Source organism: Maribacter sp. 1_2014MBL_MicDiv (genome assembly GCF_001865655.1).
In the GTDB taxonomy this organism is placed as follows: Bacteria; Bacteroidota; Bacteroidia; order Flavobacteriales; family Flavobacteriaceae; genus Maribacter; species Maribacter dokdonensis.
Window position 1 is genome coordinate 2064670 of record NZ_CP011318.1, and the last position, 13178, is coordinate 2077847.

Annotated in this window: 13 protein-coding genes; 6 read left to right on the forward strand and 7 right to left on the reverse strand. The window is 36.6% G+C overall.

Annotated elements, in window-relative coordinates; genetic code table 11:
- The 6 genes from YQ22_RS08690 to YQ22_RS08715 all read left to right on the forward strand — a co-directional run bounded on the left by YQ22_RS08690 (position 1) and on the right by YQ22_RS08715 (position 6501).
- Positions 1 to 2346 carry a penicillin-binding protein 1A gene (locus YQ22_RS08690; protein ID WP_071340874.1) on the forward strand — a complete coding sequence of 782 codons (2346 nt, stop codon included), beginning with the start codon at positions 1 to 3 and terminating at the stop codon, positions 2344 to 2346.
- 106 nt (positions 2347 to 2452) lie between these two features.
- The gene (locus tag YQ22_RS08695; protein ID WP_071340875.1) at positions 2453 to 3151 is read left to right on the forward strand and encodes a CoA transferase subunit A; all 699 of its coding nucleotides are present in this window, start codon (positions 2453 to 2455) and stop codon (positions 3149 to 3151) included.
- 4 nt (positions 3152 to 3155) lie between these two features.
- Entirely contained in the window at positions 3156 to 3809 is a 654-nt protein-coding gene (locus YQ22_RS08700; protein WP_071340876.1) for a CoA transferase subunit B, read from the forward strand.
- A 490-nt stretch (positions 3810 to 4299) separates the two neighbouring features.
- On the forward strand, positions 4300 to 4665 hold the full coding sequence (locus YQ22_RS08705) for a hypothetical protein (protein WP_071340877.1): 366 nt from the start codon (positions 4300 to 4302) through the stop codon (positions 4663 to 4665).
- Between the two features lie 146 nt (positions 4666 to 4811).
- On the forward strand, positions 4812 to 5336 hold the full coding sequence (locus tag YQ22_RS08710) for a GNAT family N-acetyltransferase (RefSeq protein WP_071340878.1): 525 nt from the start codon (positions 4812 to 4814) through the stop codon (positions 5334 to 5336).
- Positions 5337 to 5352: 16 nt separating this feature from the next.
- Positions 5353 to 6501: a serine hydrolase domain-containing protein gene (locus YQ22_RS08715; RefSeq protein ID WP_071340879.1), complete on the forward strand. Its 1149-nt coding sequence runs from the start codon at positions 5353 to 5355 to the stop codon at positions 6499 to 6501.
- An 8-nt stretch (positions 6502 to 6509) separates the two neighbouring features.
- On the opposite strand, the gene YQ22_RS08720 is transcribed toward YQ22_RS08715, so the two are convergent.
- From YQ22_RS08720 to YQ22_RS08750, 7 genes are all read right to left on the reverse strand, one after another.
- A complete protein-coding gene (locus YQ22_RS08720) occupies positions 6510 to 7751 on the reverse strand; it encodes a methionine aminotransferase (RefSeq protein ID WP_335626985.1) in 1242 nt (413 codons plus the stop codon).
- A complete protein-coding gene (locus YQ22_RS08725) occupies positions 7751 to 8296 on the reverse strand; it encodes a type 1 glutamine amidotransferase domain-containing protein (protein ID WP_071340880.1) in 546 nt (181 codons plus the stop codon). The genes YQ22_RS08720 and YQ22_RS08725 overlap by 1 nt, the downstream gene beginning before the upstream one ends.
- A 131-nt stretch (positions 8297 to 8427) precedes the next feature.
- On the reverse strand, positions 8428 to 8910 hold the full coding sequence (locus YQ22_RS08730) for a very short patch repair endonuclease (RefSeq protein ID WP_058104493.1): 483 nt from the start codon (positions 8908 to 8910) through the stop codon (positions 8428 to 8430).
- Positions 8911 to 8975: 65 nt separating this feature from the next.
- Positions 8976 to 9722: a succinate dehydrogenase/fumarate reductase iron-sulfur subunit gene (locus YQ22_RS08735; RefSeq protein ID WP_071340881.1), complete on the reverse strand. Its 747-nt coding sequence runs from the start codon at positions 9720 to 9722 to the stop codon at positions 8976 to 8978.
- A 69-nt stretch (positions 9723 to 9791) separates the two neighbouring features.
- A complete protein-coding gene (locus YQ22_RS08740; RefSeq protein ID WP_071340882.1) occupies positions 9792 to 11807 on the reverse strand; it encodes a fumarate reductase/succinate dehydrogenase flavoprotein subunit in 2016 nt (671 codons plus the stop codon).
- Positions 11808 to 11819: 12 nt separating this feature from the next.
- A complete protein-coding gene (locus YQ22_RS08745; RefSeq protein WP_071340883.1) occupies positions 11820 to 12500 on the reverse strand; it encodes a succinate dehydrogenase cytochrome b subunit in 681 nt (226 codons plus the stop codon).
- A 168-nt stretch (positions 12501 to 12668) separates the two neighbouring features.
- Positions 12669 to 13100: a hypothetical protein gene (locus tag YQ22_RS08750; protein ID WP_071340884.1), complete on the reverse strand. Its 432-nt coding sequence runs from the start codon at positions 13098 to 13100 to the stop codon at positions 12669 to 12671.
- Between the last annotated feature and the right edge of the window lie 78 nt (positions 13101 to 13178).

Sequence of the window (13178 nt, forward strand, 5' to 3'; positions counted from 1 at the left end):
ATGGCAAAAGCGGTAAAAAAGAAAACAACCAACAATTTTTCCAAATTCATCTTGTGGTTTTGGATCTTATTTGCATCTGGTATTGCCTTAGTGGCACTAATATTTTTATCTGCCTCATGGGGGCTGTTCGGTGAATTGCCACCCTATGAGTATTTAGAGAATCCACAAACCAATTTGGCATCACAGATTATATCTTCAGATGGCAAACTTTTGGGTAAGTTTTATTTAGATGATAACCGTACAGATGTAAAGTTTGAAGAACTTCCGGATAATCTGGTGAATGCACTTATTGCAACGGAAGATGCTCGTTTTAGAGACCATTCGGGTATTGATGCTCGTGGTACAGTAAGGGCATTCGCATATTTGGGAAGTAAAGGTGGTGCCAGTACCATTTCGCAGCAATTGGCGCGTCAGCTTTTCGTTGGGGTTCGTTCTAGAAGCAAGTTCGATGCTATAAAACAAAAAATAAAAGAATGGGTACTTGCTATTCGGTTAGAGCGTAGTTATACCAAAGAAGAAATCATAAGTATGTATTTCAATATCTATGATTTTGGTAACAACGCAGATGGTATTAGATCGGCTGCTCGTATATATTTTGGTAAAGAACCTAAAGATCTTAAAATTGAAGAATCTGCTATGTTGGTGGGCATGTTCAAGAACTCATCGCTTTTTAATCCATTGCGCAGAGAAGAAATGGTAAAGACCCGTAGGGATGTTGTTCTTGCCCAAATGGCAAAATATGATTACATCACCGAAGTTGAGAAAGATTCGCTTCAAGCGATGAAAATGGATATCAATTACAATCCTGAAACACATAGCGTAGGTCTAGCTACATATTTTAGAATGTATTTGCAACGTTTCATGAAAGATTGGATCGATAAAAATCCAAAGCCAGCCATTGGTGATGAACCGGACAAGTATAATTTGTATTTAGACGGACTCAAAATTTACACTACCATTGATTCTAAAATGCAGGCTAATGCAGAAGAAGCGGTCAATGAGCACATGACAAAATTGCAAGCGGAGTTCTTTCATCAAAATACACCGGATAGAAATAAAACCGCGCCTTTCTTGGATATTACACCAGAAGAAACGAAGGCAATTATGGAACGGGCTATGAAAAATTCCGATCGATGGAAGATTATGAAAAGCGAGGGCAAATCTGAAAAGGAGATTCGAGAGTCTTTTGATAAGAAAACAGAGATGACCGTTTTTGATTGGAAAAGTCCAACAAAAGAAAAAGATACTATTTTAACTCCGCGAGACTCTATTCGTTATTATAAGGCATTTTTAAGAACGGCAATGATGTCCATGGAACCACAAACGGGTCATGTAAAAGCATGGGTAGGTGGTATTAATTACAAGCATTTTCAATATGATAATGTAATTCAAGGAGCAAGACAAGCAGGTTCTACGTTTAAACCTTTTGTATATGCTGCCGCTATAGACCAGTTAAGGCTATCTCCTTGTGAAACTCGCCCAGATACACAATATTGTATAGAAGCGGGCAAACACGGTAACATGGAGCCTTGGTGTCCAAGAAACTCTAACCTTAAATATTCTGGTAATAGCTATTCTTTAAAGAAAGCCTTAGCAAACTCTGTAAACACCGTTACGGCACAATTGATTGATGAGGTGGGACCAAAATCTGTAGTGAGCATGGTACGTAATCTTGGTCTTACGGGAGATATTCTAGAAGTACCTTCAATTGCTTTAGGTACGTTAGATGTTAATGTATATGAAATGGTTGGTGCATATGGTGCCTTTGCAAATCAAGGTGTATATGTTAAGCCTGTTATGGTTACACGTATTGAAAATAAAGATGGTACCGTACTATATGAGTATGTACCAGAAACAAAAGATGTTTTAAGTAAAGATGTTTCTTATGCTATTTTAGACCTAATGAAGGGTGTAACCCAAGGTGGTTCAGGTACACGTTTAAGAACAACTGGGTTTAATAAATGGAGACCGGAGTATGATGAAATTATAACGGGCTATCCTTATAAGTTAACCAACCCTATTGCGGGTAAAACAGGTACTACTCAAAACAATAGTGATGGTTGGTTTATGGGTATGGTGCCTAATCTTGTTACCGGTGTTTGGGTTGGCGGTGAAGAAAGATCGGTTCACTTTAAAAGCATCACATATGGTCAAGGTGCCTCTATGGCTTTGCCTATATGGGGGCTATATATGACCAAGAATTATGCTGATGAGGAGTTGGGTATTTCAAAAGAAGACTTTGTTAAACCTGAAAATATGTCCATTGAAATTGATTGCGATAAATTTGTAGAAGGCACTAATACTGAATCGGACACAGATGATGATCTAGATGATTTGGATTTTTAAGAGATAATGTAAAGTATTTAAAAAAGGTCTTGGCGTACGCCAAGACCTTTTTTTATTTTATCCCATTTATATTCGGTATTTTAGTAACAAGATAATTAATAACAAAATGATACGTAAAACTGTAAATAATGTAACCGAAGCATTAGCGGGCGTTAAAGATGGAATGACCTTTATGTTGGGCGGATTTGGTCTTTGCGGTATACCCGAAAATGCAATTACTGAACTAGTAAGATTGGGTGTAAAGGATATTACCTGTATATCCAATAATGCGGGAGTCGATGATTTTGGCTTGGGATTATTGTTGCATCAACATCAAATTAAGAAAATGGTATCTTCTTACGTTGGTGAAAACGATGAATTTGAAAGACAAATGTTAAGTGGTGAGTTAGAGGTAGAGTTGACACCACAGGGCACATTAGCTGAAAAATGTAGGGCTGCCCAGGCTGGTTTTCCTGCATTTTATACTCCTGCTGGATATGGTACAGAAGTAGCCGAAGGTAAGGAGGTTAGAGAATTCAATGGTAAAATGTACATTTTAGAAGAAGCATTTAAGGCAGATTATGCTTTTGTAAAAGCTTGGAAGGGAGATGCTGCCGGAAATTTAATTTTTAAAGGTACGGCACGTAATTTTAATCCTTGTATGTGTGGAGCAGCTAAAATTACCGTTGCGGAGGTAGAAGAGTTGGTGCCCGAAGGTGAGTTGGATCCAAACCAAATACATATACCTGGTATTTTTGTGCAACGCATATTTCAGGGTAAGGGTTATGAGAAAAGAATAGAACAAAGAACTGTACGTCAAAAATAAGCTCATGTTAGATAAAAACGGAATTGCAAAAAGAATTGCACAAGAAGTAGAAGACGGTTATTATGTTAATCTAGGTATTGGTATTCCTACCTTGGTCGCAAATTATGTGCGAGATGATATTAGCGTGGAGTTTCAAAGTGAAAACGGAATTTTAGGTATGGGTCCCTTTCCAGTGGAAGGAGAAGAAGATGCAGATTTGATCAATGCCGGTAAACAAACGATAACTGCATTACCTGGAGCTTCTTTTTTCGACTCGGCAACAAGCTTTGCCATGATAAGGGGTAAGCATGTTGATTTGACTATTTTGGGGGCAATGGAAGTTGCTGAGAATGGCGATATAGCCAATTGGAAAATACCCGGTAAAATGGTGAAGGGAATGGGTGGTGCTATGGATCTTGTAGCTTCAGCGGAGAATATCATAGTTGCCATGATGCATACCAATAGAGCTGGGGATTCTAAGCTGTTAAAACGTTGCAGTCTGCCATTAACGGGTGTGGGTTGCGTAAAAAAGATAGTTACCAACTTAGCTGTTCTAGAGGTAACCGAGAACGGATTTCTATTGTTAGAGCGCGCGCCCGGTGTTAGTGTTGATGAAATTAAGAAGACTACGGAAGGTCAGTTAATTGTACCTGATCAGGTTAAAGAAATGGAAGTTTAGAATACCGTGAATTCATCGGTGAAATGTGCTTTTCATTTTTTTCACAACATGTTATATTCTATACACAACAATTTTTGTTAGAATTAGGGGAAACAAATATATCTTTAGGTCTCAATAAAACCCTTAATCCATTAATTACTTAGCCACCATGAATTCTCAAACAAACAACATTACACCAGAACATAAGGTACAGGTTTACAGAAATGACTTTTTAAGCGGATTTCTTAGACTTACTAAAAAGCTGTTTATGCTATAAATAAGTTTTAAAGAATTAAAAAAAGAGCGACATATTAGTCGCTCTTTTTTTTTGCACCATGTCCAGATATTTCTTTAAATATTATTACGGTTCTCAATTCATAAACCAATCAATAGAAGTTCACAACAGTTTTCCTAAGTTTTACCACAAATATTATTTTGTAAGAAAAAGACTACATATATTTGTATGGTAATTAAGAGTGAATCCCAAATTGCTTTTGAAACTTAACCTAATATGAAGTATGTATTTAATTGCCTGGTTCTGATGGTACTGGTTACCTCATGTTCCAAAATAGAGGAGAACAATGACCCCATAATCGGTATTTGGCAGCATACAGTGAAAACTGCTACCAATGAAAATAAAATGGTGGTTGATAATGAGGAATGGATTTTCAATGACGTCTATTTAGGTAGGTTTCATGGCTATAACAAGGGTCAAGTGGTTTACCTAACAGATTTCAGTTGGAGTGTTCACGACGGAATTTATATAGTAAGCTATCCAGGCACAGATTTCCCCGACGATTTTGTAAAAATGGAAGAAACCGCCGATGGTACTATTTTAATGAGAACAGAAGGAAAATTATTTGCAGAGAAACAATAAAAGTTCGCATATGAAAAATGCCCGCGAATAATAATACCGCTTTTGTAGAGCGGTATTAAAAACAGATAAGTTATCAAATCAACCTTTTTATAGAATTTCCCCCGATTAGGAGCAAAGTAATTTGCTCCTTTTTCTATTTTAGTAATATGGAACTCACATTTACTAAATGTTCTCTTAAAGATGCGGAACAATTAAGATTGATTTCTGAGCAGACCTTCGTAAATGCCTTTGAAAAAGATAACGACCCCGCAGATTTTAAAGATTATATAGAAAAGGCTTTTGCCCTTAATAAAATTAAATCTGAACTTTTAAATGCCAACAGCGAGTTTTATTTCGTATTCAGAAATGATATATTGGTGGGTTATTTTAAACTCAACGTGCTTTCTGCGCAATCAGACGTTAGAAGAGATGATAGCATAGAGTTGGAACGCATCTATGTTTTAAAGGAGTATCAAAATTTAGGTTTAGGGAAACAATTTTTGCATCACATTAAAAATATAGCATTAGTAAAAAATAAGAAAATGCTATGGTTAGGGGTATGGGAAGAAAATGTAAGGGCAATTAAATTTTATAAACGTCACGGTTTTATAAAATTTGATACCCACCCGTATTTCATAGGCTCAGATGAACAGACCGATTGGTTAATGCAGTTCGATTTAAGTACCTTGTAACTTTAAACCAACATTTATGAAATATTCTCTTATCATTGTTTTGACTATTTTCTTAATTGGAAATATTCATGCTCAAGATTATTACTTTCCCAATGCGAACGCTTCTTGGGAACAGCGTGCTCCAAAAGATTTTAAAATTAAAGACGCATTATTGCAAGAAGCTATTGCTTTTGCAGAAGATAATGAATACTCTGGATCTAGAGATTTACGTATAGCAATTGTTAAGGGTTTTGAGCGCGAACCTTTTCATAAAATATTGGGACCTACAAAAAAAAGAGGCGGATCTGCTGGTATGATTTTAAAGAATGGCTATGTGGTTGCACAGTGGGGAGATACAAAGAGAGTAGATATGACCTTTAGTGTAACTAAAAGCTTTTTAAGCACCATGGCTGGTCTAGCAGAAAACCAAGGTCTCATTGAAGACACCAAAAATTTGGTGGGTGATTACGTATGGGACGGTACATTTGATGGTGTCCATAATTCCAAAATTACATGGGAACATCTGCTACAGCAAAACTCGGCTTGGTCAGGTGAGCTATGGGGAGGTAAGGACTGGGCAGATAGACCGCCAAGTAAAGGAAATATTGATGACTGGAAAATGGAAATGCCCAAAGAGCCAGGTACTGTTATGGAATATAATGATGTTCGTGTAAATGTTTTGGCATATTCCCTAACCCAGGTTTGGCGTAAACCAATGCCGTTGGTGCTAAAGGAAAATATTATGGATAATATTGGGGCATCTACTACATGGCGTTGGTATGGCTATGATAATGCATGGACAGAGATAGATGGTCTACAAATGAAATCGGTTACTGGAGGAGGTCATTCAGGGGCAGGAATGTTTATCAGTACCCAAGATATGGCACGCTTTGGTCTGTTGTTCTTAAATAATGGTAGGTGGGAAAATAAACAATTGATTTCCGAAGATTGGATTAGAAAGGCAACAACACCATCCATACCTAATAGTAACTATGGGTATATGTGGTGGTTGAATAAAAAGGGTGCAAGACATTGGGAAGGATTATCTGAAAACATTTATTACGCTGCCGGTTTTGGAGGTAATTTTATAGTTATAGATAAAGAAAATGATCTTGTAGTCGTTACACGTTGGTTAGAACCGAATAAAATTGGAGCATTTATGAAGAAAGTAAACGCTGCCTTATAAATTGAAGCTTATAGGCTGTTCAAAATCTCAATTGCCTTTTCAAGGGTAGCTGTCTTTTTTGCAAAGCAGAACCTGAGCATATGGTCATTTCTATTTTCAACATTGAACGATGAAATAGGAATTGAGGCTATATCGTTTTGTTTAATTAAGCGTTCACCCATAGCTTCATCAAATTCCATGGATATAGCGGTGTAATCCAATAATTGAAAGTACGTTCCTTGTGATGGCTTATATTTAAACTTGGACGATTTTATCCCATTAAGAAATAAATCTCGTTTTTCCTGGTAAAAATCATTCAAATGTAGATAATTGGAAGGGTTTTGTAAATAAGTTGCTAATGCCCGTTGAACAGGATGGTCTACACAAAATACCGCAAATTGATGCACCTTCCTAAATTCGGCCATTAGTTCATTTGGTGCTACGCAATACCCTACCTTCCAACCGGTAACATGAAAAGTTTTGCCAAAAGAGGCACACACAAAACTTCTATTAGCCAGTTCTGGATATCTTGATGCGCTTTCATGCTCTTGATCATCAAAAATAATATGTTCATAAACTTCATCACTTAATAATATGATGTTGGTAGGTTTTAAAATGGTCTGTAGTTGCTCCATATCCCATTTAGATAAAACCGTTCCACTGGGGTTATGGGGTGTATTTAAAATCACCATTTTAGTTTTACTGGTGATTTTTTCCTGAAAGGCTTCCCAATCTATACTATAGTCTGGTGCATTGAGTTGTACATACACTGGAATGCCACCATTAAGAAGAATAGCGGGCTCATAACAGTCGTAAGCAGGTTTTATAACGATAACCTCATCACCTTTGCTAATAAAGGCTGTAATAGCCGTAAAAATAGCTTCAGTTGCACCTATGGTTACGGTTATTTCTTTTTCTGGGTTGTAATGTTTGTTATGTAGTGTGTTTATTTTATCGGAAATAATTTGTCTTAAGCCAAAATAACCAGGCATGGGTGCATATTGGTTATAGCCTTGATCTATAGCATGGCTTACCAAGGATTTTAGTTTCTCATCTGCCTCAAAATTTGGGAATCCTTGAGATAGATCAATGGCATCATGTTTTCTTGCAAGATTGCCTATTGTTGTGAAAATCGTCGTCTTTACATCTGGTAATTTTGATGCGTTTATAAGATGTGCATAGTTCATAATAGTAAATGTATGAATTTTAACTACGGACATAAAAAAAGCCCAACCAAATGGCGGGGCTTCTACATTCCACTTCAGATGCATTATGCATGTTGCATTTCGTGCTTTCCTTCTTTTATTTCTTCAACTAATTTAGAATTAAAAGCAGGTAAATCATCCGGATTTCTACTTGTCACGAATCCTTCGTCAACAACAACTTCTTGGTCTACCCAATCAGCTCCTGCATTTATTAAGTCATCTTTAATGGAGTGAAATGAAGTCATTTTTCTTCCTTTTACTACACCTGCACTAATCAATGTCCATGGTGCATGGCAAATAGCTGCTACAGGTTTTTTCAATTTAAAAAAGTCTCGTACAAAATCTAAAGCCGTTTCTTCCCTTCTAAGTAAATCTGGGTTAATTACTCCGCCAGGTAATACCAATGCATTATAATCCTCAGCTCTAACTTCGTTCAAGGTTTTATCTACGGTGTAACTGTTAGACCAGTTACCGTCTGCCCAACCTTTTATTTCTCCTTTTTCTATACTTACAATGTCTACGTTAAAGCCTTCTTTCTCCATGGCTTCTTTTGGAGATTTTAATTCACTTTCTTCAAATCCATTTGTAGCTAATATTGCTATCCTCTTCATAATATATAGTTTTTAACGATTAATAATTTCTTGGATACTAAGTTACACACCAAAGGGAGTAATGTCCGTTAAAGCCTTATTAATAAAGAGGTTTCAAGGGTTAAACATTTGCTAAAAGAACTTTAAACATATTATTTTGTGCTCTTTTCAAAAGAATTTAGATGGCTTATAGTTATTTGTAAGCAATTTTCAAGATCCTTTTTCACTTGGGTTTCCCAGAACCTAAAAACAGTGTATCCTAATCTTTTTAGTTCTTGGTTGACTTCTTGATCGCGTTGTATATTACGTTCAATTTTTGCAATCCAAAAATCACGATTGGTCTTAATTTTTGGTTTACGCTCTTCCCAATTTTTGCCATGCCAATATTCACCATCAATGAATATTACTGTTTTGTACTTAGGCAGTGCTATATCTGGTTTGCCTATTAGCTTTTTATAATCAATGCGATATCTATATCCAGCGGCATAAAGGGCTTTTCTAAAGGCAAGTTCGGGTTTGGTGTTCTTACCCCGTATTTTGCTCATTATCTTAGAACGTTGTGGAGTAGTGTAAAAACCAGATTCCTCATTGAATCGTGGTACTTTAATTCGCTCTTGTTTATAGTCTTTTGACATATCTTAAAAATAAAAAATCCCGAACCTTAATGGTCGGGATTTTTAAAATTTTATGATTTTTAAGTCTAACTTTTAACGTTAGCACTTAAATATTCGCGGTTCATTCTTGCAATATTCTCTAAAGAAATTCCTTTAGGACATTCAATCTCACAAGCACCGGTATTGGTACAGTTACCAAAACCTTCCAAATCCATTTGTGCTACCATGTTCTTCACACGATCTACGGCTTCTACTTGACCTTGAGGTAATAATGCATATTGTGATACTTTTGCACCAACAAATAACATTGCAGAGGCATTTTTACAACTTGCTACACAAGCTCCACAACCAATACAGGTAGCGGCATCCATAGCTTCATCAGCTGCTTGCTTTGAAATAGGAATGGCATTTGCATCTTGGGTATTACCAGAAGTGTTTACAGAAATATATCCACCAGCGTGCTGAATACGATCAAAAGAACTTCTGTCTACCACTAAATCTTTAATTACAGGAAATGCCTTTGCTCTAAATGGCTCAATAGTGATCGTGTCGCCATCTTTGAACATACGCATGTGTAATTGACAGGTTGTAACACCTCTGTCAGGACCGTGGGCCTCACCATTAATATACATTGAACACATACCACAAATACCTTCACGACAATCATGGTCAAAAGCTACTGGTTCTTCTCCTTGGTTGATCAATTGCTCGTTAAGAACATCCATCATTTCTAAGAAAGACATATGTTCAGATATATCCGTTACCTTATAATCGACCATAGAACCTTTATCTTTTGGTCCCTTTTGTCTCCAGATTTTTAATGTCAGATTCATAATTATTTCGTTTTTGGTTGTTCGTTGTTCGTTGTTGGTTCATTAAAACCAGCAACTAGCAACCATCAACTACTTATAACTTCTTTGTTTTAATTCTATTTCGTTGAACTCTAATTGCTCTTTATGTAAAACAGCATCACCAGGTTCTCCTTTATATTCCCAAGCCGAAACAAAGGCAAATTCAGCATCGTTACGTTTTGCCTCGCCTGCTTGTTCCCCGCCAATTTCAACGGATTCTTCTCTAAAGTGTCCTCCACAAGATTCTTCTCTTACCAAGGCATCTTTTGCGAACAATTCACCCAACTCCAAGAAATCTGCTACACGACCCGCTTTTTCCAATTCAGGGTTCATTTCGTTGGCAGCACCTGGAACATTAACTTCTTTCCAGAAACTTTCTCTTAGTTCCTTAATTTCTTTTGCAGCTTCTTTTAAACCTTCCGCATTACGGGACATACCACATTTATCCCACATAATCTTACCTAGTCTTTTGTGGTAATAATCAACAGAATGTTGTCCCTTATTATTGATGAAGAAATCAATTCTATCTTTTACAGATTTTTCTGCTTCATCAAATTCAGGGGAATCAGTAGCAATTTTACCAGTTCTAATTTCATTGGATAAGTAATCGCCAATGGTATATGGTAATACAAAATAACCGTCTGCAAGACCTTGCATTAACGCAGAGGCACCTAACCTGTTGGCACCGTGATCAGAGAAGTTAGCTTCACCAATACAGTAAAGACCATCAACAGTAGTCATTAAATTATAATCAACCCAAACACCACCCATGGTATAGTGTACTGCAGGGTAAATCATCATTGGTGTTTTGTACGGATCTTGATCTACGATTTTTTCGTACATCTGAAAAAGGTTACCGTATTTCGCTTTTACTATAGCCGCACCTAGTTCATATATTTTGTCAGCAGAAGCATTGTTGATGTTATGAATTTTAGCTTGCTCTTTACCATATCTTTCAATAGCAGAGGCAAAATCCAAATAAACAGCTTCACCGGTAGCATTTACACCAAAACCGGCATCACAACGTTCTTTTGCTGCTCTTGATGCAACATCACGTGGTACTAGGTTACCAAATGCAGGATATCTTCTTTCTAAGTAATAATCTCTTTCGTCTTCAGATAAATCTGTAGGTTTCTTTTTGCCCTCGCGAATTGCTTTAACATCTTCTAGGCTTTTAGGAACCCAAATACGACCATCGTTACGTAAAGATTCTGACATCAAAGTCAGTTTAGACTGATAGTCACCTGAACGTGGAATACAGGTTGGGTGAATTTGAGTATAGCAAGGGTTGGCAAAGAACGCTCCTTTTTTATGGATTTTCCAAGCAGCCGTTGCGTTAGATCCCATTGCGTTGGTCGACAGGAAATATACATTACCATATCCACCAGAGGCAATAACCACTGCATGTGCAGAGTGGCGCTCAATTTCACCGGTAACCAAGTTACGGGCAATAATACCACGAGCCTTACCATCAACTTTTACTACATCTAACATTTCATGACGATTGAACGGGGTAATTTTACCACGGGCAATTTGTCTGTTCATTGCAGAATAAGCACCTAATAATAATTGTTGTCCGGTTTGACCTTTGGCGTAAAAAGTTCTTGAAACCAATACACCACCAAATGAACGGTTGTCTAATAGTCCGCCATAATCACGTGCAAAAGGAACCCCTTGTGCCACACACTGGTCAATAATATTTGCAGAAACTTCTGCTAATCTATATACATTTGCTTCTCTTGAACGGTAATCACCACCTTTTACGGTATCGTAAAATAAACGGTATGTAGAATCACCATCACCTTGGTAATTTTTTGCTGCGTTAATACCACCTTGTGCAGCAATAGAGTGTGCCCTTCTTGGAGAATCTTGATAGCAAAATGTTTTTACATTATAGCCTAATTCTGCTAAAGTTGCAGCAGCAGAACCACCCGCCAATCCTGTTCCAACTACAATAACATCTATATTACGTTTGTTGGCAGGGTTTACCAAATCTATATGGTTCTTATAATCGGTCCACTTCGTTTTCAACGGACCTTTAGGTACTTTTGAGTCTAATACAGACATAAGTAATAGGTATTAATGATGATTAAAATGATGAAAAAGTGCAATGAAAATAAATCCTAACGGAATTAAAATCGAATACGCTTTACCAAACAATTGTAATTTTTCTTTTCTCATGCTCGTTGCACCGGCAGACTGAAATGCAGAACTAAAGCCATGCATTAGGTGTAACGATAAGAATACGAAGGCGATTACATAAGCGCCAACACGTAATGGGCTTTCAAACTTATGGGCAAGTTCCTCATAATAACGAAAGCCTTCACCGTTACCCAATAAACCGGACATATCGCCTTGAATATATTTTGTATTGATTTCTGGGATCCAGAAATCAATAAAGTGAAGTACCAAAAATGCCAAAATGCACAAACCGCTGTAAATCATATTACGGCTCATCCATGATGAATTGGCAGCACCATTGTTTTTTGCGTATTTTTTTACCCTAGCACTTCTGTTTTTGGCTTCTAAGATGAAACCCATCACAAAATGATAGATTACACCGAAAATTAAAACAGGCTGCAGAACATATTGTACGGCCCAAAATGTACCCATAAAGTGCGAAGCTTCATTGAAGGCATTAGGACTGAAAACCGATAAAATGTTAATTGCAAAATGCTGAAGTAGAAAAAACATTAAAAAGAAAGCAGAAAGTGCCATTGCGTACTTTCTACCAATCGAAGATTTAAAAAATCCGCTCATTAGTTGATAATTTTATATGCGAATTTACATCACAAGCTAGTTATTAACAAGAATTAACAGGATTTAGTATGTCTATTTAGACTGATTATAAAATCTATTTTGAAGATGTTTAAGATTTTTTTGTAAATAAGGCTTTCAAATAATTAATCTTTCAACAAAATTATAATGTTAATTTACTGATTCCGTAAATTTTTCGGAAATTTCAGTTGCCCAAGCCACAGCTTTGTCTAAATCTACGAACCTTTTTATCCTTTTTGGGAAGATTAATTTTTTTAAGAACATGCTTAACGCATGACCTTTTAAAGGACCTACCGCAGCAATATGTTGCATATCAAACCTATTTTTGTAGAACTTGAACCAGTCAAACGGAGCTACATGATATCTATTGATTCTATTGGCAATATAAATGAATGGAATATGATCGTCGTAAATTTCTTGGGCGGCATAAACGGCTTTTTTTGCATTATCCCATCTGAAGAGAACACCTTCGTGCATTTCAGATATTACAATACCGCCTTTAAAGAAATAGAATACACCAAATTCAAACTCCCTTATTTCCCGTATTTGATTAATTAATTCGAGATCTCGAACTTTTTTCATGCCAATTAATTATCGGACGGCAAATATACTGGATATTAGTTAAATAGCTTATAAAAACATCGATGAACGGTAAGGTAA

Excerpts from the sequence above, each read along its gene's own strand:
- YQ22_RS08690 (WP_071340874.1), top strand. The coding sequence starts at position 1 with ATGGCAAAAGCGGTAAAAAAGAAAACAACCAACAATTTTTCCAAATTC.
- YQ22_RS08695 (WP_071340875.1), top strand. The coding sequence starts at position 2,453 with ATGATACGTAAAACTGTAAATAATGTAACCGAAGCATTAGCGGGCGTT.
- YQ22_RS08700 (WP_071340876.1), top strand. The coding sequence starts at position 3,156 with ATGTTAGATAAAAACGGAATTGCAAAAAGAATTGCACAAGAAGTAGAA.
- YQ22_RS08705 (WP_071340877.1), top strand. The coding sequence starts at position 4,300 with ATGAAGTATGTATTTAATTGCCTGGTTCTGATGGTACTGGTTACCTCA.
- YQ22_RS08710 (WP_071340878.1), top strand. The coding sequence starts at position 4,812 with ATGGAACTCACATTTACTAAATGTTCTCTTAAAGATGCGGAACAATTA.
- YQ22_RS08715 (WP_071340879.1), top strand. The coding sequence starts at position 5,353 with ATGAAATATTCTCTTATCATTGTTTTGACTATTTTCTTAATTGGAAAT.
- YQ22_RS08720 (WP_335626985.1), bottom strand. The coding sequence starts at position 7,751 with ATGCATCTGAAGTGGAATGTAGAAGCCCCGCCATTTGGTTGGGCTTTT.
- YQ22_RS08725 (WP_071340880.1), bottom strand. The coding sequence starts at position 8,296 with ATGAAGAGGATAGCAATATTAGCTACAAATGGATTTGAAGAAAGTGAA.
- YQ22_RS08730 (WP_058104493.1), bottom strand. The coding sequence starts at position 8,910 with ATGTCAAAAGACTATAAACAAGAGCGAATTAAAGTACCACGATTCAAT.
- YQ22_RS08735 (WP_071340881.1), bottom strand. The coding sequence starts at position 9,722 with ATGAATCTGACATTAAAAATCTGGAGACAAAAGGGACCAAAAGATAAA.
- YQ22_RS08740 (WP_071340882.1), bottom strand. The coding sequence starts at position 11,807 with ATGTCTGTATTAGACTCAAAAGTACCTAAAGGTCCGTTGAAAACGAAG.
- YQ22_RS08745 (WP_071340883.1), bottom strand. The coding sequence starts at position 12,500 with ATGAGCGGATTTTTTAAATCTTCGATTGGTAGAAAGTACGCAATGGCA.
- YQ22_RS08750 (WP_071340884.1), bottom strand. The coding sequence starts at position 13,100 with ATGAAAAAAGTTCGAGATCTCGAATTAATTAATCAAATACGGGAAATA.